Genomic DNA, 23,951 nt, shown 5'->3' on the forward strand with positions numbered 1-23,951 from the left:
ATCCCCTCCATCATTTTACGAAATCAACACTTTCACTGCTTATGCCCCCAAGGAACGATTGGCGTTCATTCCACGTCATTGGCGGTAATTCATTTGTCAATTCGATCATATCGATCGCCCCATCGGCCGGACAGACGATCGAGCAAAGATTACAGCCTACGCAATCTTCTTCGCGCACTCTCAAAAAGGAGCTGCCTGACGTGTCCTTTAACATATCTATACATTGATGAGAAGTATCTTCACAGGCAATATGGCATTTATTGCAGTTAATGCACACATCATTATTGATGCGCGCAACGACCTTATAATTAAGATCTAAATTCCCCCAGTCGGAATAGCGCGGTACGGACTTACCGACAATATCCATCACGGAGGAAATCCCTTTTTCATCAAGGTAATTGGAAAGTCCATCAATCAAGTCTTCTACTATTCTAAAACCGTGATGCATGGCAGCCGTACAAATTTGCACTCCAGTCGAACCCATCAATAAAAATTCCACCGTATCCTGCCAATTTGAAATCCCGCCTATTCCGGAAATGGGAACATTTATCTTTTTATTCCTTGCACACTCTGCCACCATATTCAAAGCAATCGGTTTCACAGCGGGACCACAATACCCTCCGTGAGCCCCCTTGCCGCCAACATGGGGAATCGTATTCCATGAATGGATATCCACTCCTGCCAAGCTATTGATCGTATTGATCATGCTTATTGCATCCGCACCGCCGCGCACCGCCGCTTCAGCCGTAACCGTAATGTCGGTTATATTCGGTGTAAGCTTGACGATGACAGGTTTGGATGCAGCTTCCTTCGCCCAGTATGTTTGCTTTTCCACAAGTTCTGGAACCTGTCCCGAAGCAGCTCCCATCCCACGCTCTGCCATACCGTGCGGGCAGCCAAAGTTCAACTCGTAACCATCGACCCCTACATCTTCTATACGCTTGATGATTTCATGCCACTTTTCCTGTTGCGGCTCCACCATCACCGATGCAATGATTGCATGATCAGGGAACCTTTTCTTCGTTTCATATATTTCCTTCAGATTCACTTCAAGCGGACGATCCGTAATCAATTCTATATTGTTGAACCCGGCAACTCTTTGTCCATTAAAGCTGACCGCTGCAAAACGTGATGAGACATTCAGGATGGGATCACCCAATGTCTTCCAAACAGCTCCTCCCCAGCCAGCTTCAAATGCGCGCTGAACTTGATAACCCGAATTAGTAGGTGGTGCTGAAGCAAGCCAAAAAGGATTGGGAGATTTAATACCTGCAAGATCAATTGATAAATCAGCCATGATAAGCCTCCTAATTTTCATAGTTATTAAGCAATATCCACCGATTCGCCATTTAAAATCGAGTCAATTTCATAGGCTGTCTTCTTCCCTTGCTGGGCAGCTGAAACAACCATTGCCTCACCTTGGCCTTTTCCGAAGATCACGTCACCGCACGCAAAGACCTTTTCATTCGATGTCCTGTAGGAATCCCCCTCCAATGTAACGACACCATCATCATGTTGAATGCCGAACTGTTCAATCAATCCTACATACCTGGATTGGCCTATAGCACGAATGACCCCATCGACCGGTATGACGAACTCCGATCCGGAAATTTGGACTGGACGGCGCCGGCCATCTTCCCCTGCCTCGCTAAGCACCATCTTCACGCACTCGATGCCCGTAACCTGACCGCTTTCATCCGATAGGATCCTGGAGGGATTAGTCAGCCAGTGAAACCCGACACCATCTTGTTTGGCAAACTCATATTCAAAATCATAGGCTGTCATTTCCTTTTGGGTACGACGATAAATAATGCTCACCTGTTCGGCGCCCAGGCGTACAGAACAGGTCGCGGCATCGATCGCCGTGTTTCCAGCCCCTATTACCGCCATCTTCTTCCCAATGAATTTATCAGTGATTGCCCCTGTTTTCGTTGCTTTTACGAAATCTATCGCATCATAAACTTCAGCCAAATCCTCCCCTTCAATTCCAAGCTTAGGGACATCGGACATGCCGATAGCTAAAATGACCGCATCATAGTCGGCAGTCAGCTGATTTGCGGAAACATCCACTCCAACCCGTGTATTCGTTTTAATATCAACATCCAAACTCTTTACTTGTTCAACTTCCCAATAAGAAATGCTCTGAGGCAAACGGAACGATACAATTCCGTAAGTATTCAATCCGCCTGGATTCTTTTCAGCTTCGAAAATGGTTACACTGTAGCCAAGCAAGGCTAACTCCCTTGCTGCAGACAAACCCGCCGGACCGCTTCCTACAATGGCAACTTTTTTGCCATTCTGCTTCCCGGCCTTGAATAGGGCTTGTTTATTTTGGATGGCCCAATCTGTGGAATAACGCTGGAGATTGCCAATCATGATTGGCTTTGTAGAATGGTTCAGGACACAAGCCCCCTCACATAACTCTTCAGTCGGACATACCCGCGCACAGCTGGCACCGACAGGATTGGCCGTCATGATCGTCTTGGCCGACCCCTTAAAATTTCCTGAAGCTATCTTCTTGATAAAACCTGGAATATCTATTCCGGTCGGACAGGCTTGGATACATGGGGCATCATAGCAGTATAAACACCGATTCGATTCTTCCAAAGCTTCCCTTGGGGATAAACCCCTCTCCGCTTCCTGAAAGTTAATCTCTAGGCCACCTTTTAACTGGCTCGTCATACTCATCCACTATTTCTCCTTCCAAAAATTTATTTTAAAAAATAAAAAGGGAGGAATTGCATGCATTTCTCTCTACTGTCCTCATATTAAAATCATTGCCAACATTGTTTTTCAATTTATTCAACAAACAGTCATGGCGATTTCCTAGCCAAAATTCTCTCATTCCGTTTATTATTTTCTATCATTCTCTCACTGGCCACGCCTCGGTCCCTGCTTCCTCCGGCCATAAAAAGCCCCCCTACTAATCTTAAAAACTCAAATCCTGATGATTATCAGAGAAATGAGTATTCTTTATTTTATAATGTTAAAAAGCAAGTTACATTATACAAAGTGTAAAGCATTTCCAGATGCTAGATATGCAATATGTAATATTCATGTTATATTTCCTAACAATAAACGATAAACATCGGCATTTTTCTACATCAAACGTACTTTTCATCATACTTACTGATATTCTTTGGATGATTTGTTCTGATACCTGCTTATCAACACTTTGTCCACATAAAAAAAGCCCAGAAACTCATTTCAAGGTTTCCTGGGGCTTTTCGCTTTTATCCACAACTTATTCACATATTATATGGCAGTATTCTCTTTTTCTGTGCATAGCAGAAGCATTTTAACAAAAGTTATCCACACTATCGAATCTACTTTTCCACTTATCAACAAGCCGTTAACACTTTATCAACAGAAAGGTTCATTCTGGATGAATAACGTATCGTTTATATTTCTCATAATCCGTTTTCTTGCACTCAAGCTTAATTCGATATCCGTTTGACTCATATTCAGTTTCCGTTATGTGTCCATTTTCATTGAAATAGGAAACCAGCTGCCCTTGATCATATGGAATCAGCATTTCACAGTGAGCATAGTCGACAAAAATATGCTTGCGAATTTGATTTATCAATTCCTCGATGCCGACTTTGTTTTTTGCTGACATATATACAGAGTCACGATTCACCTGAGGGATTTCCAAATCGGTAAGGTCCGCTTTATTATAGGCAAAAATCGTTGGAATCCCTTTAATGCCTATCTCATTTAAAGTCTTATCCGTTATCTCTATTTGCTGCTCATGATTTGGATTGGAAAAATCGACAACATGGATCAACAAATCCGCTTCTACCACCTCTTCCAATGTGGATCGGAATGCTTTCACGAGATGATGGGGCAATTTAGACACAAATCCCACCGTATCCGTCAATAAAAATTCCTTATTATCCGGCAGCGGAATGTTTCGGACGGATGTTTCAAGCGTAGCGAACAGCATATCCTTCTCAAACACCTGCTTCTCGGCTGTTGGATGGAACACCTCGATCAATGCATTCATGATTGAAGATTTGCCTGCATTGGTATAACCGACTAAGGATACGACAGGGATGGCATTCTTTTTCCGCTGTTTCCTCTGCGTTTGCCGGTGCGCAACAAGGTCTTCCAATTCTTTATTCAAAACACTTATATTTTCCTCGATTCTCCTGCGGTCAAGCTCTAGCTGCTTTTCACCTGCACCTTTGTTTGTACCGACTCCGCCACTCTGACGACCTAATGACTCCCTCAAACCTACAAGACGCGGGAGCATATACTGAAGCTTCGCCACTTCTACCTGAAGCTGTGCTTCCTTCGTTTTCGCCCGATGCGCGAAGATGTCCAGAATCAAGATTGTCCGATCGATCACCTTGCAATCCATGTCCCTCTCCAGATTACGAAGTTGCGAAGGGGAGAGCTGATCATTAAAAATGACGACATTAGCTTCTTTATACTCAACGAGATTCTTTACTTCCTCGATCTTCCCGGTACCGATAAAATGTGATGAGTTCACCCGATGCAAATTTTGTGTGATGGTCCCTGCAACCTCTACCTCACATGCTTCCGTCAAATTGGCCAATTCCTCCATTGAATACTCAAAATCCTTTTGACCGTTGAGATTAACTCCAACCAAGATTGCCCTCTGCTGTAATTCCATCATTTCAAATCCCTTCCGTACACACCTTACTCCCTATATTATCCTTAAAATAACCTATCATGCTGCCTAAAAGCCAGCACATTGTAGCATACCAGACATCGCTTGCATAACGATCGCCGCCAAATCTAAGTGTTTTTATCGGACTTCCTTTTACTCAACAAAAAAATAACAGGACCGATTAATTTTTTTCAAAGTTTCACATGAAACAATTGGAAAGCCGATAAATAAAAGCTCCCTGGTGCACCTTAAGATGCACCAGGGAGCCCATATTATTCTATTCTTTTATTCTCAATAACCTAAGACTGTTCAATGTAACTAATAACGTCGCACCCATGTCGGCAAAAATCGCCATCCAAAGTGTTAACCAGCCTGGAGCTATCAATAATAAGGCCAGGATTTTAATCACCAATGAAAACGTGATGTTCTGCTTAATGATTTTTAATGTTTTCCTGCTTAAGCGGATTGTATACGGCAGCTTCGATAAGTCATCACCCATTAAGGCGATATCGGCAGTTTCAAGGGCCGTATCTGTACCCGCCCCGCACATTGCGATTCCTACCGTGGAAGCTGCCAAGGCCGGAGCATCATTGACACCATCGCCTACCATGGCCACTCGATCATATTTTTGTTTCCATCGTTTGATGATGGTCAATTTATCCTGCGGCAATAGCTCCGCCTCAATCTCATAAACGCCAGCTGCCGCTCCAATTGCTTTAGCTGTTCCGATATTATCGCCTGTCAGCATGATCGTTTTTTCAATGCCCAATGCATGCAGTTTCCGAATAGCTTCCTTACTGCTTTCCCTTATTTCATCAGACACTGCGATGAGTGCCAGTAGCTTCACTTGATCGCCAAGCACCATCACCGTTTTCCCTGTATTTTGAAAGCCGCCAATTAATTCAAGCACATCATCAGAGAAAACAAAGCCTGCCTCTTCTTCAAAAAGATGGGGTTTACCAATGTAATAGATTTCTTGATTGATTTTCCCTTTTATGCCTTTACCGGTGATCGCAGTAAAATCCTCTACCAATAAAGAATGATAGTCCACATCGTGGGTTTCCGCCTTTTGAAGAATGGCCGTGGCAAGAGGGTGCTGTGATCTGCTTTCTAAAGCAGCAGCGATAACCAGCACGTCCTGTTCATTCAACACATCAGATAACACCTTGAAATCAGTCACTACAGGTACGCCCTTTGTTAAAGTACCCGTTTTATCAAACGCGATCGCCTTTAAGGCTCCCGCTTCCTCCAAATGGACCCCGCCTTTAATCAGCACCCCATGTTTCGCAGCATTTCCGATAGCCGTCACGATGGCGATGGGCGTAGAAATGACCAAAGCACAAGGACAGCCGACAACCAGTACAGCCAATCCCCGGTAAATCCATTCACTCCAATCACCGTTCATCGCAATCGGGGGTAACACGGCAATCCCCAAGGCAATGAGCATAATGGCCGGCGTATAGAATTTTGCGAATTTATCCACGAAGGCTTGGGAAGGGGCCTTTTCGGCCTGTGCTTCTTCAACAAGGTGGATGATTTTTGCAATCGTCGTATCCTCGACTCGCTTCGTGACCTCCACTTCGAGCAACCCTTCACCATTTAAGGTTCCGGCAAACACTTCACCCTCAACCGTTTTATAAACCGGCTCGGATTCCCCAGTAATGGCTGCTTGATTAAGTGTCGAGGCCCCTTTCATGATCCTTCCATCCATGGCAAGCTTTTGACCCGGTTTAACGATCATGATGTCGCCCACTTCAATCTCATCAACAGCAACCATCATTTCGTGATGCCCCCTGCGGATCAAGGCTTCTTTAGGTGCGATGTTCATTAATGATTCGATGGAATTACGGGCTTTATCCATCGAATATTTTTCCAGCGCTTCACTTATCGCAAATAGAATGACAACGGTCGCGCCCTCGCCCCATTCACCAAGCACGGCCGCTCCGATGATGGCAACCGTCATAAGTGTGTGCATATCAAAGCGAAGCCTTACAAGGTTTTTCAATCCATTGACAAATAATGAATATCCTCCAATTATGATTGCAGCCGCATAACCGATTACTGGCATGATGCTTCCATCAGGATATCGATTATCCAATATCCAGCTGACCAGCAATAGGATAACCGAGAACACCACTTTAATATTTTCTTTTTGCTTCCAAAATGGTTCCTTTTGCTTTACCTGTTCCTGTTCACCACGTATCTTCAGGTTATCAAAAGCCCCCGCCTTTTCAATCTCTTCGATAGTCGCGCTGCCCTGTACCGAAATCTTCGAGGCACCAAAGTTGATTTTGGCATCCTTCACACCCTCTAGTTCACGGACATTGTTCTCAAATTTAGCCGCACAATTCGTGCAGGATAGACCCTGGATACGATATGTTTTCAATGGGGACTCAGCCATCGACCCTTACCTCCTGCTGATGTTCTAATGCAATCAGAATCAATTGCTTTATATGGTGATCATCCAAAGAATAAAAAGCCAACTTTCCTTCTTTCCGGTATTTTACAATTGCGTGTTTATAAAGGGTACGAAGGTGATGTGACGTTGTCGCCATCGAAGCACCAATGATATTGGCCAGATCGCACACACACAATTCCTCGTCCGTACAGAGCGCATAAGCTATCTTCGCCCTATTTTCATCGCCTATAACTTTAAACAGCTTCGACATGCTGGATATATCCACCTGGCTCATTTCTTCTTGAATGCGATTAACCTTCACTTCATCATGCAGGTGAACATCACATATATCTTTCAGTTCCGTCATCTTCTCACACCTCTCATTCAAATCTTCGTTTGATTATAATATAACACAATTCCCTGAATATTCAAATCCATATTTGAATGTTTTGGAATCTTTTCTCCTTCCTTCAAGTTAGTGAAAGTGCCCTATATGTCTTTATATGTGGGTTTTTTTGGAGTGGCTCCCCTGGAATTTGCCGAGATGTCCTCTTTCCTATATTCAGGCGAAAAAAAAAGGGAGATAAATTTCTTTACGCCCCTTCAATCCAATGATTTCAGTAATTACCTATTGATAACTTGGTAAGTATAATATATTTAATTTAGTATTTTTTAGAAAAACTATGATATACTTAGTCAAACCTTTTTAAGCGTTTTACTTTACTTGTACCATTTACCCTGCTTAACGTTGAGCAGGGTTTTTTGTTATGCATTTTCACAAACCAAAAAAAAGACGGACCCTTTTACAAGGATCCGTCTTTTTTTGTTATTGAAATTATGCTTTTTGAACGTTAGAAGCTTGAGGTCCGCGTTGACCTTGTTCTACTTCAAAAGTAACTTCTTGACCTTCGTCTAAAGATTTGAAACCTTCGCTTTGGATAGCTGAGAAATGTACGAATACGTCGTCTCCGTTTTCGCGTTCGATGAATCCAAAACCTTTTTCTGCGTTAAACCATTTTACTTTACCTTGTTCCATTGTTGTTGCCTCCTAGTGCATCTAAGCACAATGTATTACTATCCTTGCTCTAAGTCATCATCGAAAACGAAAAGTAGTACTTTTAGTATCCTTAGTACCGAACAAAAATAATTAAGACTAAGCATAACATTAAATGGTAGCGATTGCAAATAGTTTGGGTAAACTTTTTTCCAGCAATTTTTAATAATCTCTAAATTCGTTTAAAATTAAGCAGTAACCAATGGACTCTATCTATTCAGAAAATGGCTTCATTACCTCTCACATGCATTCATCCAAGCAAAAACCTCTCGTATACAAAGTTAAGAGAGGATTTTGTAGATGTTTACTTTTTTCATTTTTCGGTAATGAACTTTTCTACCATTTCTTCTAAAATGGCCGATTCTTTTGCTAAATCTTCATTTTGTTCCTTCAATCCAGTCATTATGGTACTTTGTTGAATGGCAGCTGCCGAGATTTGCTCCGTTGTTGCGACTCCTTCTTCTGATATCGCCGCAATTTCCTGAATGGATGCCAGGCTTTCATCCGAAGACTCATTGATTTTTTTCGAATGGGCGGCTAATTGTTCTGTTCCTTTCAGCAATTTCTCTACGGATTCAAAGATCTTATTGAAAATCTCGCCATTGTTTTCCACTAAGGAAACACCATTTAATATATCCTGAAAACTCTCATCATTATTTTGGATGACTTTGGCTGTTTGTTCATTAATCCGCATAATGGATTCTGAAATGATATCGATGGATTCATCTGTTTGCACGGCCAGTTTTTGCACCTCTTGAGCGACTACGGCAAAGCCTCTGCCCGCATCCCCCGCCCGTGCCGCTTCAATGGAGGCATTAAGGGATAGCAGGTTCGTTTGAGAAGCAATCATCCTTATTAGTCCGATCACTTCATTTATCTTCACTACATCCTCTTCCAGGCTCACCAAATTGGCTTTATTCGCTTGGCCGTTTTCCATGATTTTATCCATCTGGCTCGTTACATCTTGCACTTGCTTACTTCCTTGTTCAGCAAGTGTATTCGTATGCATGGTAAATTCATTCATTTCATTCGTTTGCTCGTTCATTAAACGGATTGTATCCGATAAGTCACTGATCATATTGGATATTCGGTCAATATGATGGGCACGTTCTTCTGAAGCTTTTGCTTCTTCCGTTGTCCCAGTCACTATCTGGCCATAGGATTCCACCATCTCTTCAAAGGATTGTTGAATGGACACTGTCGTTTGATTCATCGTTTGAGCATGTTCACGGACATTTTTGATAATATGGGCCAAACTTAATCTCATATCTTCAAACCCATTTGAAAGGTCCCCAATCTCATCTCGTCTATCAACGGGAATCGATTTACTTAAGTCCCCTTTTGCCATTTCATTCGTGTAACCGACAAGTTCATTGACGGGTCCCGAGATCTTTTTCCCGATGACAACGGAGCATAGCACCCCCAATATAATGGCACTTGCAAGAAATAAGATATTGTAGAATATCATTGTGCTTTTCAATTCATCAATGAATTTTGCATCCATATCGATTCCGACAATCGCGTCCGTTCCTTCGATTGGTGTAAAGTATGACTTGTGTGTACCCCACTTATCTTTATATACTTCACTTAATACATCTTCTTTCCCATTTATCGATTTTGCCTGCTCCGGCGTGAAGGGGGATTCCACCATGTAGTCCTCGCTGCCGTTCAAGGCTACAATCATGTCGGTATCATTCTCCCGCTTCAAAACATAAACATATTCGATTCCCTTTTTATCTTTAACGAAGGCATCTAACTTCCGCTTGATCTCTTCTCCCCGTACCGAAGCTTTGTTTATCAAAGTGGGATTGAGGCTTGCTGCCAAACTGTGGGCATTTTCAGAAAGACGATCATCGAATTGCGGAAGGACATTCTCATTGATCATTTTATTAGTAATATAGGAAAAGCAAAGACCCATGGCCCCTGCGAAAAGTACGAAAGGAATAATATAAAACAAGAATAGTTTTGCCAATAGAGATTTTTTAGGATTCAGCTTTGAATATCTCATTTCCATGCCCCCTTAGTTAAAAACCAGATGTTTTATAGTCAAATATGGTATTAAGTCCAAATGAAGCAATTGGAGATTTTTATTCAAATCCTCACTTCTATAAAAGATGATTGCCATGCTCCGGTCATTTTGCAAAGGAAGCTGCCTATATTCCATGACATGTTCGAATTCATGGCGAAGTCCGTCATGATCAATGCGTGCAACATCTTCCAGATTTATTTCCAGCGGAACCTCTGCAAAGAAAAAGCTATATATATGATCGTCCATCTCTTCCAATATCCGATTCCAATCGGGTTTCGTCCCAGAAAAATAGTGTTCGTACATATTCATTCCATAGGCATGGTAACCTAGATCCGTTGTACCCGCCCCAGCAAAACGCAAGGGATTGATTTCGATCGGTATCACCCGGTTTCCTTTTTTGCGAATTTCAAAGTGTACAGGGTAATTCCTAAGTGGAAGGACCGTTTGGATATTCCTCATGAACTTTAGTGCATCATGATAGATTTCATTAATGGCCAGCTTGGAAGTATAATAAATTCGATCGGAAGTATCGTAATCATCCTTGAATAATCGTTTGAAGACATTCAAAATGACCGGTTCACCATCTTGATTGTAATAACCATCAATGGCATACTCTTCACCCTGAATCCACTCTTCTATTAAAACGGTCTGGGAACCGATCACCTCTGAATCATATAATCCATCCGAATGAAGTAAATCCGCTTTAAGCTGGTTCACGGCTATATCCCAATCCTGCTCATTCTTGACTTTGTGCACCCCTACACTTGAATAGCCAATATTGGGTTTGATAACTACCGGAAACGGTATTTGATTTTTATCCAGGTCACTTATTATGGATAAATCAATATCTTGGAAATAGAAATCAGGATATATAGATTTCGTCAAATTTCGTACCTGACTCTTATCCTTCAATAACTTTGACCATATGTATTCATTGCTATTCGGTTGAAAATGACCTAATAATGTTATGCCATTTTCGGAGTTTGTTAGAATTCTTTTGTCCATTTCCATGGACTTGAAAAATTCGGTATCCTTTTGAATGTTTAGCTTTTCTGATGTGAATCCGTCTCCCCATTGCCCTTGTTCCAATACTGGAATTTGCCTTTCCTCTAACACCTTTAGAAGAATTGGCGACACAATGGACTCATTCAAAATAATCATTTTTTCCACCTAACTTATACTGTTTTTTGTATCTCCATATTTAATCGGTTAAAACCGGTAAGTTTTTAGCGTAAATAGGTATTTATTATTAAAAAGGAATTAAAAAGCAAGATTTAACTGTGCCTTTTTACCTATACCACTTGACATAATGGTCATTTGGGACATGAAAAAAAGCCCAGATCTAGCCTTGAGGTCCTTACACATACCATCGAATATTTAATTTTCTTGTATCTTCATTAAAAAAAGCCGACACTATTTTAAGTGTCCGCCGCATTTTTTCAACTTTATCATTCAGAAAAGGTTCACACGAATTTTCGTGGAATAACTAAGACTAAATAGAAAAAATGCTCAGGAGTTCATATTCAATTCATAACTTCTTTATATACTTATCCTGTAATAAATATCAAGAAAGGATGTATTTACATATGTCAGAAGAAAAATCAAAAAGGATGGCGGATAACTCATTAAAGATAACCCTTTACCCTCAATTTTAACCCCTCTACTCCATTCACGAGTGATTTTCAATTCATTATTTATGGTGGATATTGTGAGCTCTCCCTCTTTCTCATAAATTTTAGAGGAATTCTCATCATACACCTTTAATACAGTTGTGTATGTGTAATCTATTGTTCCATTCTCATTTATACTTTGTTCTTCAAGATTCACATCTAGTACTTCAATGCTTTTTTTAAGTTCTTTTGCTACCAGATCTGGTATTTGATATTTACGGTCAGCGATTTCAGCTTTAAATTGTTCTTCGGATACATATCCTTTAATATTATCTGCTATTTCATCAAAAGTTGGAGGATTGGATGGATCTTTAATGGTATATAGTGCTGTATAGTAAGGGTTTTGCTGTAACAAGGGACCACAAAACCCAAGCATTAATTAAGAAATTAGGTGGTTGGTATAAATGTGCTTATGGAGAACGATTTATTTGCGAAGGTAGTCCGCACTGGAAAGGTTGGAGTATCTTAGATTACGTAACTGAAGGGGCAACTAAAAAGGTACAGGTAATCAAGGGACAAGCGTCGTATATGATAGATAGAAATTTAATTCGTCATACTAAAAACTCCACTTTATCTGGATATGTATTCTACTATAACGGATAAAAAAAGCGGTTTGTAATATTCAAACCAAGGCTATTAATCTGCACTGTTCCCGTTGTAGGACATATCTTCAAGAATCGGGCGCTATAATGGAATAGAAATGAACAAACTTCTTTATTAAAAAGTAACTTGATATATTAGGAGCGTGTTTTAATCAATCTTTTTTTTCAACACACGCTCCTAATATATGTGCTTTAGACGAATAATTTATAGAGTAACTCATCCAAGAATTATTTTTTAAATTTACGTTTGGACCCAATTGATACTATTAACCTAAATGAACAAATTTTTTTATCTTTCATAAACAGGACATCTAAAATTAAAAAATGGATAAAAGTAGGCTGAAGCACAAAGAAAAATACCGATATTATAATCTAATTAAAGCAAACTTACAATTATAAGGAGTTTCCACACCACTCCTCTTTTGGCCTAATGAAACTTACCCATTGTTCTTAGTCCGCACCTGTTCCAGAGCGAGGTTATCTTTAATTCATTTCTCTATCGTAGACATTCTTTTTAGACATAAAAATACCCCTATAGAGAATATTATCTAAAGGGATATTTTCAATGTTACATAACATGATGATTTAGAATAAAGTTTGATTAAAACACTTTTAAAAAGGTAAGTAGGCCTATTGGGTTCAGCTCACCTAATAATCCGCTTTTTTTATTTCCGCCAAAAAGTTGAACAGTCTTCCTTATCCAAAATATTAAACTCGATCATTTTTTCAAGTAATGAGTAATCAACCGGACTATCCCACTTGATACGTACCAACTGCTTGGTATGATCATAGCCAGCCTGCAAGATTTCATCAGAAAAATGATCAATCCCTGCCTTTTCAGGGGCAACAGCCAAATGATGTTTGGCTACACTAAAGCCAATAATATATGTGCCATGATCGGTAAACATAGGCTGATTCCACGCAATTTTCGGCATTAAATTTGGAAATTTCTTAGTTACCCAAGCCAAAACTTCTTCCGTTCGGTCCCTATGTTGCGGGTTATCAATATTCGCTAAAAATTCTGCAAAAGATTCCATGTCATTCCTCCTAAAATTAATAATTATTTATGAAATATGTAATTTTTCATGCCAATTCGCCATTTCATCAATTGAACCATTCGAAACATCATCCGTATCATCAATAATTTAATGCCTTATGGATTATGCTCTTAAAGATGCCGTGATTACCTACCGATGGATTCTTTATATACATTGCCCACCGATTTCTATTCCTCGGCCTGCTTTAAATCACTTGTCAACTTGAGAGGTTCTCGTTCTTTTAGACATAAAAAAACACCCCTTTAGCTAATCATAGCCAAAGGGGTGAAGCTTCACAACTTTTTTATAAACAGTCAAACTTTAAAATCTACATAACATACATTGCATTCATTCCAACTTACTCAACCGTTACACTTTTCGCAAGATTACGTGGTTTATCCACGTCACATTCGCGGTGCAAGGCTGCGTAGTAAGCAATGAGCTGCAGCGGGATAACAGAGATAAGGGGTGTTAATAGTTCATTCACTTCCGGGATGACGAAACGGTCATCCTCTTCTTCCAGCCCCTTCATGGAAATGATGCAAGGGTTGGCGCCACGGGCAACCACTTCCTTTACATTACCACGGATGCTTAGGTTGACACCCGCTTGCGTAGCAAGGGCGATGACAGGTGTACCTTCTTCAATCAAGGCGATCGTTCCATGTTTAAGCTCACCGCCAGCAAAGCCCTCCGCCTGGATGTATGAAATTTCCTTCAGCTTAAGGGCCCCTTCAAGCACAACATAGTAGTCAAGGGAACGGCCGATGAAGAAGCAGTTTCTCGTAACTGACAAATATTCACGTGCAATGTCTTCCATCTCTTCTTTCGAATCACATAGGGCTTCCATTGCCGTCGCAACGATTCCAAGCTCTTTTACAAGGTCGAAATCATACTCCATGTTACGGAATTGGCCAGTCACATTCGCTAAGATCGATAAGACTGCCACTTGGGCTGTGTAGGCCTTTGTAGAGGCAACGGCAATTTCAGGGCCAGCATGCAGCAAGAGCGTGTAATCCGCTTCACGTGACAATGTAGAGCCAGGTACGTTCGTGATAGTCAGGGCTTTATGACCAAGCGCTTTGATGGACACTAACACGGCACGGCTGTCTGCAGTTTCACCACTTTGTGAAATGAAGATGAATAACGGTTTTTTCGATAATAACGGCATATTGTAAGTGAATTCAGATGCCACATGGACTTCAACCGGAATTTCAGTCATTTTTTCGATGAATTGCTTACCAATCAACCCTGCATGATAGCTGGTTCCGCAAGCAATGATATAAATACGGTCAGCCTCACTTACGGCCTCAGTAATGTTATAATCGATTGCAAGTTTACCTTCTTCATTTTGGTATGCTTGAATGATTTTACGTATTACCGCTGGCTGCTCGTCGACTTCTTTGAGCATATAGTGAGGATACGTACCTTTTTCAATATCACTTGCATCCAGTTCAGCAGTGTATGGAGCACGCATAACTTCTTCGTTGGAAAGGTTCTTGATCGTTACCTTTTCATTTGTCACGATAACCATTTCCTTATCCATCAGTTCAAGGAATTGATCTGTGACTTGCAACATGGCCATTGCATCCGAAGCGACAACGTTAAAGTCTTTTCCGACACCGATTAGCAGCGGGCTTTTATTTTTTGCGACTAAGATGGTTTCATCGTTTTCAGCATCCAATAGGGCAATGGCATATGACCCCTCTAATAGAGTGAGTGTTTGACGGAACGCCTCTTCCACTTCCATGCCCTCGTTTACGAACTTCTCTATGAGTTGAACGATGACTTCCGTATCCGTTTCACTTTTAAAGGCAACATCCTTCAAATATTCACGTTTTAGAATCGCATAGTTTTCAATGACCCCATTATGAACTAAAGTCAATCGACCTGAATTACTTTGGTGAGGATGGGCATTTTCACGGCTTGGCACACCATGGGTGGCCCAGCGCGTATGTCCTATTCCAGTATGTGCCATAGTATTTTCATCAACGGCTTCGCGTAAGTCCGCGATTCTTCCCTTTTCCTTAAAGATTGTAACGCCTGCTTCATTTCTCACAGCAATCCCTGAGGAGTCATAACCGCGATATTCAAGTTTTTCAAGACCTTTTAATAAAATTTCCTTTGCATCGTTAAGTCCAATATATCCAACAATTCCACACATAATTTCTGCTCCTCCAACCGATTCGAGGGAACAGGAATGCACGGGGGCATCCCTGCCCCCTCATCTCTGATATATATTTTTATAAAGGAAATGCCTTAAAGCACTTTTTCCCTTTGTGCATTTCCAACCCTTTGTGCAGTAAGTTGCCCTACTGTTTTAAGATTGGAATTACTGCGGCTGTGCACTTCAGCCGGGAGGTATCCGCCGATCATTCGATAAACCTCCTCCTCGTCAACTAAGCCATTTCTCGTCCAGACTTAGTTCAGGCGCTTTTGTGAATCCGTTTCTCCTTGCCTACCCTCCTTTTTAACACAACCCTTTTCAGAATATGAGTTGTAAATCAGGATAATCATACCTTAAACAAGGGACATAGGTCAATTCTTTATTACCTAGACCTAAAAAAAAGAACTTCTTTATAAAAATATGCATAAAAGGAAATTTCGTTCCTTTTATGCATAGGATTGGTTATTCGTTTATTCCCATTTCCGCTCTTACAACTGCGACGATGCGATCTACATAATTAGTGCATTCCTCAGCTGTCGGTGCTTCAGCCATAACACGGACTAGCGGTTCAGTACCGGATGGTCTCACCAAAATACGACCGTTTCCGTTCATTTCCCCTTCAACTGCCTTGATGACTTCCTGTACCTTTTCATTATCGGTTACAGCGTGTTTATCGGTAACTCTGACATTGATCAGCGTTTGTGGATATTTCTTCATCTCGCCAGCAAGCTCCGATAAGGTTTTTTGGGTATCACTCATGATGTTCACAAGCTGTAAGCCCGTCAATAAGCCATCACCTGTCGTGTTATAGTCCAGGAAGATGATATGTCCGGATTGTTCGCCGCCAAGGTTATAGCCGCCTTTTCGCATCTCCTCGACCACATAGCGATCCCCCACTGCCGTTTGGGCGCTTTGTATACCATGCTCTTCAAGACCTTTATAAAAGCCAAGGTTGCTCATGATCGTAGAAACCACTGTTCCCTGTTTCAGGCGGTTATTTTCTTTCAAGTATTTCGCACAAATATACATGATTTGGTCGCCGTCCACTATATTTCCTTTTTCATCTATTGCAATGACACGGTCTCCGTCACCATCGAAAGCAAGTCCAACATCCGCACCTTTTTCTTTTAAGAATTCAGCAAGTGCTTCAGGGTGGGTGGAACCTACCTTATCATTAATGTTCAAGCCATTGGGCGATGCCCCCATTGTAGAGATGTCTGCATCAAGATCTGCAAACAGATGCATGGCCAAGGCAGATGTCGCCCCATGTGCACAATCAAGAGCGACATGAATGCCTGTAAAGTCTTCATCCACTGATTGTTTCAAGTACTGGAGATACTTTTGCCCTCCTTCGAAATAATCGTTCAAATGGCCTAAATCTCCGCCAACCGGGCGTGGAAGTTCATCCTTTTCCATATCTAATAGTGCTTCAATTTCGGCTTCTTGATCATCGGATAACTTAAACCCATCCGGTCCAAAGAACTTAATGCCATTATCCGCTACCGGATTATGCGAAGCGGAAATCATGACACCTGCTTCAGCACTTAAGGCCTTTGTTAAATAGGCAACTCCCGGTGTCGAAATGACACCAAGGCGCATCACTTCAGCCCCAATGGATAAAAGTCCGGCAACAAGCGCACCTTCCAGCATTTCACCTGAAATACGAGTATCGCGCCCTATCAGCACTTTGGGTTTTTCTGTATTTCTAGTAAGAACATAGCCACCAAAACGGCCTAGTTTAAATGCCAACTCCGGTGTTAATTCGCTATTCGCTATACCCCTGACTCCGTCTGTTCCAAAATATTTACCCATCTTTATCGCTCCTTCTTCGAATCGTTACTGAATTAAATGATGATGTTAAAGGAAGGTCATGTCTCTTCGTCTTTTTGTGTGATGGTGACCGAAATCGTTTTAGAATCCAGTTCCCATTCCACTCCCTCTGGCACTGATACCGCCAAATCCACATCATGCGTACCTTCATCTAAATTACTCACATCTACTGTAAGATTAATGTCGTCTTTAGTTATTTTCTTCAAATCATCCGCCTCACCAAGCAAAGTGATGCTAGTTACATCGGATTCCAATTCGGCCTCTTGGTCATCCTGTATGCCCACAGGCACTATTTGTATATTGTTGAATGTTTTAGACTCAATGGCAGCCGGTTCATCTTTTTCTGCTTCTTCTTCGACCACTTGTTCTTCTTGTTTTTGTTCAGTTTCAGTTTCTGGTTCTTCCTCTTCTACGACTGGCTCTGCATTCTCTTCATCTACATCAACTTTCTCTGTGCGAATCTTGACCTTTACCTTACCCAAGGACATTTTTTGTACACTTTCCGGTTTATTAAGATCGAGTTCCAGTTCTGTATCACCATCAATTTTCGAGATATTTACAGGAAGATTTATTTCATCTATTTTCTCCAGATCCGTTTCCGAACCAAATAAGGTGACCTCTTTTGGGTCGACACTCATACTCGTGATCCTGATGCCATCCTTAGCCTTGCCAGTTTGCTTCGGTGCTATCGACACCGTCTTGGAAGGAATGCTCACTTTTAAGGAAACGTCAACGGAAGATGGCTCGATCGTGACATCCAGCTTATTCAAGTCCCTGTCTAGGGCTTTAACGGTTGCCTTGCCGTTCACCGTTTCGTTAAGTCCCTTACTTATTTCAAGGTTTGCCTTTACATAGGAAATTTGTTCAATCGCATCTTTAGCACCCGTTATTTTGACAGTTTTCGGGCTGACTGTTGGCTGACCAGCGGTATATCCCTCTTCAAGTAAAGAGCCATTATACTCGGCTTCTACGGAGAATTCCTTCGTCACCCGTTCCTGAACGTTGACTTCCGCATATTCCGGATCGATTGTCGCCACTAACTTTTCATTCAAATCACTTATTTTAAATGTGACAGTTCTGTCCCCCATTGAAATTGCAGGATCAGAAAGGTCTACATACACTTTAAAGTCCCTTTGGTTTTTCGCATTTATCAACAGGCTTTTTGCTCCCTTAAGAGTAACATCAACCGTCTCCGGTACTCCGCTCACCACTAGATTCTCGCGGTCATAGTACACTTCAACCGGTACATTTTCGATGGTCTCCGTACTGATTTCAGGGGCTGTCGATAAACCAAGCGATTTTTTATCCGACTCCATCTCAAAGTTAATGGAAATGAACAAAAGTGCTGCCAAGGCAAAAGCTACGATTCTCATAAACCAAGCGCTATTGGTGAATTTATCCATTCTTTTTCCCCCTCCAGTTAAAGATGCTTGAGGAAGTTGATTTGATGTTTTCCACTACCAGTTCACTTGTAAGCATGGCCTTAAATGATTCTTGATTCAAATCCCGGTAAAGTTCCCCGTTTTTAGTGACGGATATCCCTCCCGTTTCTTCTGAAACGACAATCGTAAGGCTATCCGTAACTTCACTCATGCCTATGGCTGCCCTATGCCGTGTGCCAAGTTCCTTTGATATGAATGGACTCTCTGATAATGGCAAATAGCAGGCTGCAGCCGCCACCTGGTTATTTTGCAAAATAACTGCGCCATCATGGAGCGGCGTATTAGGGATGAAGATATTAATGAGCAGTTCTGAAGAAATATAGGATTTTAGGGGTATCCCCGTTTCAACATAATCCCCCAGCTCCGTACCTTTTTCTATCGTAATCAAGGCCCCTATCCGCCTTTTTGCCATATAGGTGGACGCCTTTAGGATTTCTTCGACTAAACGCTCTTGCTGATTCTCTTCTGGAACGGTGCCCCTTGCAAAGAGCTTCCCGCGTCCTAATTGTTCAAGTGCCCTTCTCAGTTCAGGTTGAAAAATGACGAGAATCGCCAATACTCCCCAATTCATGACTTGTGCCATTAACCATCCGAGTGTATTGAAACCAAACAGGTTGCTTAAGCTTTTTACAATGACAATTACAAAAATTCCTTTTAGCAGCTGAATAGCCTTCGTGCCTCGAATAATAGTTAACAATTTATATATCACAAACCATACAAGGAGAATATCAATGAAATTTACTACATAGTCCCAAACAGTCAAATTGGTTAAAGACATGTTGTTTCCTCCAGTCAGTATTACTCCAAATACCAATTACAATCTTTATACGATAACCTTAATAGTATACCATTTTTTAAATGATACATCTAAAAACTAGTGTGAGAAATTTACATAGGAAAAACGAATCATGAAAAATGGTTCCCCTTCCCTTTAAAAAATAAAGCTGAGCGAAGTCACCGCAAATGAAAAACGGTGCCCCCTCCCAGCTTCTATTACTTATTCTCCTCTTTAGCAGGAACCAACGAGGTTGCAGTGTCCTTTACTTTATACCACATCCACTCAAAAGCTTGGTCAATAACATGGATGCTCCCAGTCACATTCCCTGCCTTAGACATATATTTATGCCCATTTATGACTGTCACATCTCCCTCTACTTCACCATCTATTTGAATGTTACCATTTTGAACTACCACATTTCCCTTGATTGTCTCACCCTCAGGCACAATCACCGTTTCACCTTCGACCACTAAGCTAGGCTGCTTTGATACTGAAAAATGTTCGTCCTGATTATAAGTGGAAAAAACAGATCCTGTCATCAATATGATGAACATCGCTGCCGCTGTCATGAAGGGATGGCTTTTGAACCAACGTTTGGCACCTGTTGTTTTCGTTTCCTTTGGCAATTGAGCCATAACCTTTGCTGTAAAGTCATCCGGGGCCTTTATATGGGAAGTGCTTTGTACAAGAGCGACCGCCTTTTTCATTTCATGAAAGTAATCCCGGCATTCAGCACAGTTATGCAAGTGCTCCCGTAAAACTTCTTTATGCTCCGGTTTGATGTCCTCATCTAAATAATCATGCATATATTCAATGATTTCCTCATGGCAGTTCATTTTTCTCACCTTCTTTTTATAAATGGCGTAGTTGTTTACGCAAGGCTTCCCGACCGCGATGTATCCTTGTCTTAACCGTACCGACCGGCAAATCGAGTATTTCACTGATTTCCTTTAAAGACAACTCTTCAATATACTTCAATACGATTACAGATCGGTATTTCTCGGGCAATTTCATTATTTCCACTTGAATGGTTTCCTGTAGTTCTAAAGATTCAACCTCTTCCTCGGGTTTCGCCATATCGGATGCAATTTGGGAATACATATTCAATCCCTCTGTTCCTGCCACCTCTGCATCTAGATAGTAGTCCGGTTTTTTCTTGCGAAGCCGGTCAATACAAAGATTGGTCGCAATCCGATATAACCATGTAGAAAATTTCATTGTTATATTGAAACTCCGAATATTCACGTAGGCCCTTACAAAGGCCTCTTGTGCTAAATCTTCTGCTTCTTGCCTGTTTCCGAGCATCCTGAAACATATTTGGAAAACTTTGTCCTTGTAAATTTCGACAATTTCCCCAAATGCATTATGGTCTCCCTTTAATACTTGATTAATTCTCTCTTTAATGAGTGCATCCATTTTCCGGTATTACCCCCGCTCATGCGGCTATACGATTACTACGAATCGTAAGCTAAAAGGTTTCAAAAATTTAATACATTAATTTTAACAAAGTTTTACATTTTATGTTTAAGAAAAAAAAAACAGGGCTATATAGTAAGAAATTGTAAAATTCAAGGGAGTGATTCTCTATATGACTGTTGAACAAATTTTAGACCATATTGAACAATGCAGACAGAAAATGATGTTTTTGGCTTCCCGTTCTTCGATGGTGGATAATGAAGTTGTTGAAGTTAGCAGCAAACTGGATTCTTTAATCATCCAATACATCCATTTAACTAAAAATGAAGATCTCACAGACAGACGTGCTCTCAAGTGATATGGATATACGAGTGCAACCATCTATCTATAAATATGTTCCTGTTACATACACCCTGGAAAATAAACCTACGTCTTCTAGCATATAAAAAACAGTAACCCATTACAAGCCGGTTACTGTTTCTTTTATTTTTTCAGTTATAATAATTTTTCTCCAAATAACGAACCCATTAGGGCCACGGCAACGATCGCCGTCTTATTTCGCTCATCTAAAATGGGATTCACTTCAACGAATTCAGCTGATGTAATCAAGTTGGATTCCGCAAGCATTTCCATGGCCAAATGACTTTCCCGATAACTTATACCACCAATCACCGGTGTCCCCACTCCGGGTGCATCTGCTGGGTCAACTCCATCCAAATCCAATGAAAGGTGGACGCCATCCGTTCTTTCCCTTAAATAATCAATGCAATCTTCCATGACCCGTGTCATTCCCATGCGGTCGATCTCATGCATCGTGAATACTTTAATCCCTTTCTCACGGATAAGCTCTTTTTCCCCATCATCCAATGACCTTGCCCCAATTATTACGATGTTTTCCGGTTTCACTTTTGGAGCAAAACCATGGATATTGATTAGGTCCGGATGTCCCAGCCCAATACTGACAGCCAGGGGCATACCGTGTATATTCCCTGATGGTGAAGTATCTTCCGTATTTAAATCCCCATGTGCGTCGTACCAAATCACACCTACACTTTCATAGTGCTTTGCGACTCCTGCCAGTGTACCTATAGCTATCGAATGGTCTCCTCCCAATACAAGCGGAAAGGAACCTCCTTCTATTATTTCATCAACTTTTGTGGCAAGCAGGGTGTTACCCTTTGCTACAAGCTGTAAGTTTTTTAGATTTGTCCCAGGCTCATCTGCACTTTCAGGACGCCCTACAATTATATCCCCTAAATCCTCCACTTCTATATTCAACCTTTCAAGTCGCTCGACAATCTCTGCGCAGCGAATGGCACTAGGTCCCATATCCACCCCTCGCCTTGCTTGACCAAGGTCCATAGGCAACCCGATGACGGAAATTTTCTGAATAGACATACAATTCCCCCTTTCCACCATTTTATATCGTATATGCCGATTGGTTCAACTCGACATTTACATGTATAAAGATGCACGTTTTCCTATCACATATGTTTTTTGTGAAATACTATCTTTCTGGGGATTAGTTTACCCAATTATGTCTTAAACAAAAAAAAGTCTTAAACCATTTTTGGCTTAAGACGTAAGTTTTGGTGTATGTAGTTGATGGTGGAGCCTAGCGGGATCGAACCGCTGACCTCCTGCGTGCAAGGCAGGCGCTCTCCCAGCTGAGCTAAGGCCCCTAAGGGATTAAAAATTTATTAAGCGGAAGACGGGATTCGAACCCGCGACCCCAACCTTGGCAAGGTTGTATTCTACCACTGAACTACTTCCGCAAATGGCTGGGCTAGAAGGGATCGAACCTTCGCATGACGGAATCAAAATCCGTTGCCTTACCGCTTGGCTATAGCCCAATATAAGATATGTAATGATTAATGTTCAACAAAATAAAAAGGTGGTAATCATATATTTCCCCAATACAGAGAATATATAACTAATCCACAGGATTTTATTAAAATGGTGGAGGGGGGCAGATTCGAACTGCCGAACCCGAAGGAGCGGATTTACAGTCCGCCGCGTTTAGCCACTTCGCTACCCCTCCGCAATATATGGTTGTAAATGGTGCCGGCAAGAGGACTTGAACCCCCAACCTACTGATTACAAGTCAGTTGCTCTACCAGTTGAGCTACACCGGCAAGTAAAGAATAAAATGGTGGAGGATGACGGGATCGAACCGCCGACCCTCTGCTTGTAAGGCAGATGCTCTCCCAGCTGAGCTAATCCTCCGGATTTAAAATGGTGACCCGTACGGGATTCGAACCCGTGTTACCGCCGTGAAAGGGCGGTGTCTTAACCGCTTGACCAACGGGCCGAACTTTTTTGTGTTCATAGATAGATTGGGAAGCTCCCAAGCGGATTCGAACCGCTGACCTCTTCCTTACCATGGAAGTGCTCTACCTACTGAGCTATGGAAGCATATGGCTCCGCAGGTAGGACTCGAACCTACGACCGTTCGGTTAACAGCCGAATGCTCTACCACTGAGCTACTGCGGAATAATATAATGTTTCCTAAAACCCATTTAAAGATTTAAATGAATAGCCTGGCAACGTCCTACTCTCACAGGGGGAAACCCCCAACTACCATCGGCGCTGAAGAACTTAACTTCCGTGTTCGGAATGGGAACGGGTGTGACCTCTTCGCCATCATTGCCAGACTATATTCATTTTTGAAGAATTTTCATTCCTTCAAAACTAGATAATAAGAAGGTATTTCATTTTTTTAAAGCGTTGGTTAAGTCCTCGATCTATTAGTATCAGTCAGCTCCACATGTCGCCACGCTTCCACCTCTGACCTATCAACCTGATCATCTTTCAGGGATCTTACTAGCTTGCGCCATGGGAAATCTCATCTTGAGGGGGGCTTCATGCTTAGATGCTTTCAGCACTTATCCCGTC

Annotated in this window: 18 protein-coding genes, 9 tRNA genes and 2 rRNA genes; 1 reads left to right on the forward strand and 28 read right to left on the reverse strand. The window is 41.6% G+C overall.

Annotated features, from left to right (window positions below; translation table 11 throughout):
• Positions 1–10: 10 nt before the first annotated feature.
• From preA to sigW, 16 genes are all read right to left on the reverse strand, one after another.
• The gene (preA, locus tag J7E52_RS13290; protein ID WP_214747183.1) at positions 11–1,297 is read right to left on the reverse strand and encodes an NAD-dependent dihydropyrimidine dehydrogenase subunit PreA; all 1,287 of its coding nucleotides are present in this window, start codon (positions 1,295–1,297) and stop codon (positions 11–13) included.
• A gap of 26 nt (positions 1,298–1,323) precedes the next feature.
• Entirely contained in the window at positions 1,324–2,682 is a 1,359-nt protein-coding gene (locus tag J7E52_RS13295; RefSeq protein ID WP_396020277.1) for an NAD(P)-dependent oxidoreductase, read from the reverse strand.
• Positions 2,683–3,376: 694 nt separating this feature from the next.
• Positions 3,377–4,642: a GTPase HflX gene (hflX, locus tag J7E52_RS13300; RefSeq protein ID WP_214747189.1), complete on the reverse strand. Its 1,266-nt coding sequence runs from the start codon at positions 4,640–4,642 to the stop codon at positions 3,377–3,379.
• Between the two features lie 271 nt (positions 4,643–4,913).
• Entirely contained in the window at positions 4,914–7,037 is a 2,124-nt protein-coding gene (locus J7E52_RS13305; protein WP_214747193.1) for a heavy metal translocating P-type ATPase, read from the reverse strand.
• Complete coding sequence (locus J7E52_RS13310; protein WP_214747196.1) at positions 7,030–7,401, reverse strand: ArsR/SmtB family transcription factor; 372 nt, start codon at positions 7,399–7,401, stop codon at positions 7,030–7,032. Before J7E52_RS13310 ends, J7E52_RS13305 begins: the two co-directional genes overlap by 8 nt.
• Before the next feature lie 468 nt (positions 7,402–7,869).
• On the reverse strand, positions 7,870–8,070 hold the full coding sequence (locus J7E52_RS13315) for a cold-shock protein (RefSeq protein ID WP_034304915.1): 201 nt from the start codon (positions 8,068–8,070) through the stop codon (positions 7,870–7,872).
• A 331-nt stretch (positions 8,071–8,401) separates the two neighbouring features.
• Positions 8,402–10,096: a methyl-accepting chemotaxis protein gene (locus J7E52_RS13320; protein ID WP_214747199.1), complete on the reverse strand. Its 1,695-nt coding sequence runs from the start codon at positions 10,094–10,096 to the stop codon at positions 8,402–8,404.
• A gap of 12 nt (positions 10,097–10,108) precedes the next feature.
• Positions 10,109–11,278: an ATP-grasp domain-containing protein gene (locus J7E52_RS13325; protein WP_214747201.1), complete on the reverse strand. Its 1,170-nt coding sequence runs from the start codon at positions 11,276–11,278 to the stop codon at positions 10,109–10,111.
• 378 nt (positions 11,279–11,656) lie between these two features.
• Positions 11,657–12,142, reverse strand: coding sequence for a hypothetical protein (locus tag J7E52_RS13330; protein WP_214747203.1), 486 nt, complete (start codon positions 12,140–12,142; stop codon positions 11,657–11,659).
• 912 nt (positions 12,143–13,054) lie between these two features.
• Positions 13,055–13,426, reverse strand: a complete 372-nt coding sequence (locus J7E52_RS13335) for an iron chaperone (protein ID WP_214747206.1) — start codon at positions 13,424–13,426, stop codon at positions 13,055–13,057.
• 358 nt (positions 13,427–13,784) lie between these two features.
• On the reverse strand, positions 13,785–15,587 hold the full coding sequence (gene glmS, locus J7E52_RS13340; RefSeq protein WP_214747209.1) for a glutamine--fructose-6-phosphate transaminase (isomerizing): 1,803 nt from the start codon (positions 15,585–15,587) through the stop codon (positions 13,785–13,787).
• Between the two features lie 465 nt (positions 15,588–16,052).
• Entirely contained in the window at positions 16,053–17,402 is a 1,350-nt protein-coding gene (gene glmM / locus J7E52_RS13345) for a phosphoglucosamine mutase (RefSeq protein ID WP_214747212.1), read from the reverse strand.
• A 56-nt stretch (positions 17,403–17,458) separates the two neighbouring features.
• The gene (locus J7E52_RS13350) at positions 17,459–18,823 is read right to left on the reverse strand and encodes a CdaR family protein (RefSeq protein WP_214747214.1); all 1,365 of its coding nucleotides are present in this window, start codon (positions 18,821–18,823) and stop codon (positions 17,459–17,461) included.
• The gene (cdaA, locus tag J7E52_RS13355) at positions 18,816–19,640 is read right to left on the reverse strand and encodes a diadenylate cyclase CdaA (RefSeq protein ID WP_137020543.1); all 825 of its coding nucleotides are present in this window, start codon (positions 19,638–19,640) and stop codon (positions 18,816–18,818) included. Before cdaA ends, J7E52_RS13350 begins: the two co-directional genes overlap by 8 nt.
• 215 nt (positions 19,641–19,855) lie before the next feature.
• Positions 19,856–20,476 carry an anti-sigma factor family protein gene (locus J7E52_RS13360; RefSeq protein WP_214747217.1) on the reverse strand — a complete coding sequence of 207 codons (621 nt, stop codon included), beginning with the start codon at positions 20,474–20,476 and terminating at the stop codon, positions 19,856–19,858.
• A gap of 16 nt (positions 20,477–20,492) precedes the next feature.
• A complete protein-coding gene (gene sigW, locus J7E52_RS13365; RefSeq protein ID WP_048685727.1) occupies positions 20,493–21,056 on the reverse strand; it encodes an RNA polymerase sigma factor SigW in 564 nt (187 codons plus the stop codon).
• Positions 21,057–21,228: 172 nt separating this feature from the next.
• Here sigW and J7E52_RS13370 point away from each other — a divergent pair, with 172 nt between their 5' ends.
• The gene (locus J7E52_RS13370; RefSeq protein WP_214747220.1) at positions 21,229–21,414 is read left to right on the forward strand and encodes an aspartyl-phosphate phosphatase Spo0E family protein; all 186 of its coding nucleotides are present in this window, start codon (positions 21,229–21,231) and stop codon (positions 21,412–21,414) included.
• 137 nt (positions 21,415–21,551) lie between these two features.
• Here the strand turns inward: J7E52_RS13370 and rocF are convergent, their stop codons facing one another.
• From rocF to J7E52_RS13430, 12 genes are all read right to left on the reverse strand, one after another.
• Positions 21,552–22,454: an arginase gene (rocF, locus tag J7E52_RS13375; RefSeq protein WP_214747223.1), complete on the reverse strand. Its 903-nt coding sequence runs from the start codon at positions 22,452–22,454 to the stop codon at positions 21,552–21,554.
• A 208-nt stretch (positions 22,455–22,662) separates the two neighbouring features.
• Positions 22,663–22,738 (reverse strand) — tRNA-Ala (locus tag J7E52_RS13380).
• A gap of 21 nt (positions 22,739–22,759) precedes the next feature.
• Positions 22,760–22,831, reverse strand: a tRNA-Gly gene (locus J7E52_RS13385).
• A gap of 3 nt (positions 22,832–22,834) precedes the next feature.
• Positions 22,835–22,909: transfer RNA gene (locus J7E52_RS13390), tRNA-Gln, on the reverse strand.
• Between the two features lie 104 nt (positions 22,910–23,013).
• Positions 23,014–23,097, reverse strand: a tRNA-Tyr gene (locus J7E52_RS13395).
• A gap of 18 nt (positions 23,098–23,115) precedes the next feature.
• A tRNA-Thr gene (locus tag J7E52_RS13400) sits at positions 23,116–23,191 on the reverse strand.
• A gap of 15 nt (positions 23,192–23,206) precedes the next feature.
• Positions 23,207–23,282 (reverse strand) — tRNA-Val (locus J7E52_RS13405).
• 10 nt (positions 23,283–23,292) lie between these two features.
• Positions 23,293–23,367: transfer RNA gene (locus J7E52_RS13410), tRNA-Glu, on the reverse strand.
• Positions 23,368–23,398: 31 nt separating this feature from the next.
• Positions 23,399–23,471, reverse strand: a tRNA-Thr gene (locus tag J7E52_RS13415).
• 3 nt (positions 23,472–23,474) lie between these two features.
• Positions 23,475–23,549 (reverse strand) — tRNA-Asn (locus tag J7E52_RS13420).
• A 45-nt stretch (positions 23,550–23,594) separates the two neighbouring features.
• Positions 23,595–23,710 (reverse strand): 5S ribosomal RNA (gene rrf / locus J7E52_RS13425).
• 73 nt (positions 23,711–23,783) lie between these two features.
• Positions 23,784–23,951 (reverse strand): 23S ribosomal RNA (locus tag J7E52_RS13430); the annotation flags it as partial.

This window comes from Bacillus sp. ISL-34 (assembly GCF_018613325.1).
In the GTDB taxonomy this organism is placed as follows: domain Bacteria; phylum Bacillota; class Bacilli; order Bacillales; family DSM-1321; genus Peribacillus.

Excerpts from the sequence above, each read along its gene's own strand:
- rocF (WP_214747223.1), bottom strand. The coding sequence starts at position 22,454 with ATGTCTATTCAGAAAATTTCCGTCATCGGGTTGCCTATGGACCTTGGT.
- J7E52_RS13305 (WP_214747193.1), bottom strand. The coding sequence starts at position 7,037 with ATGGCTGAGTCCCCATTGAAAACATATCGTATCCAGGGTCTATCCTGC.
- J7E52_RS13360 (WP_214747217.1), bottom strand. The coding sequence starts at position 20,476 with ATGAACTGCCATGAGGAAATCATTGAATATATGCATGATTATTTAGAT.
- J7E52_RS13325 (WP_214747201.1), bottom strand. The coding sequence starts at position 11,278 with ATGATTATTTTGAATGAGTCCATTGTGTCGCCAATTCTTCTAAAGGTG.
- cdaA (WP_137020543.1), bottom strand. The coding sequence starts at position 19,640 with ATGTCTTTAACCAATTTGACTGTTTGGGACTATGTAGTAAATTTCATT.
- sigW (WP_048685727.1), bottom strand. The coding sequence starts at position 21,056 with ATGGATGCACTCATTAAAGAGAGAATTAATCAAGTATTAAAGGGAGAC.
- hflX (WP_214747189.1), bottom strand. The coding sequence starts at position 4,642 with ATGATGGAATTACAGCAGAGGGCAATCTTGGTTGGAGTTAATCTCAAC.
- J7E52_RS13335 (WP_214747206.1), bottom strand. The coding sequence starts at position 13,426 with ATGGAATCTTTTGCAGAATTTTTAGCGAATATTGATAACCCGCAACAT.
- J7E52_RS13350 (WP_214747214.1), bottom strand. The coding sequence starts at position 18,823 with ATGGATAAATTCACCAATAGCGCTTGGTTTATGAGAATCGTAGCTTTT.
- glmM (WP_214747212.1), bottom strand. The coding sequence starts at position 17,402 with ATGGGTAAATATTTTGGAACAGACGGAGTCAGGGGTATAGCGAATAGC.
- J7E52_RS13320 (WP_214747199.1), bottom strand. The coding sequence starts at position 10,096 with ATGAGATATTCAAAGCTGAATCCTAAAAAATCTCTATTGGCAAAACTA.
- J7E52_RS13295 (WP_396020277.1), bottom strand. The coding sequence starts at position 2,682 with ATGACGAGCCAGTTAAAAGGTGGCCTAGAGATTAACTTTCAGGAAGCG.
- J7E52_RS13370 (WP_214747220.1), top strand. The coding sequence starts at position 21,229 with ATGACTGTTGAACAAATTTTAGACCATATTGAACAATGCAGACAGAAA.
- preA (WP_214747183.1), bottom strand. The coding sequence starts at position 1,297 with ATGGCTGATTTATCAATTGATCTTGCAGGTATTAAATCTCCCAATCCT.
- J7E52_RS13310 (WP_214747196.1), bottom strand. The coding sequence starts at position 7,401 with ATGACGGAACTGAAAGATATATGTGATGTTCACCTGCATGATGAAGTG.
- glmS (WP_214747209.1), bottom strand. The coding sequence starts at position 15,587 with ATGTGTGGAATTGTTGGATATATTGGACTTAACGATGCAAAGGAAATT.
- J7E52_RS13315 (WP_034304915.1), bottom strand. The coding sequence starts at position 8,070 with ATGGAACAAGGTAAAGTAAAATGGTTTAACGCAGAAAAAGGTTTTGGA.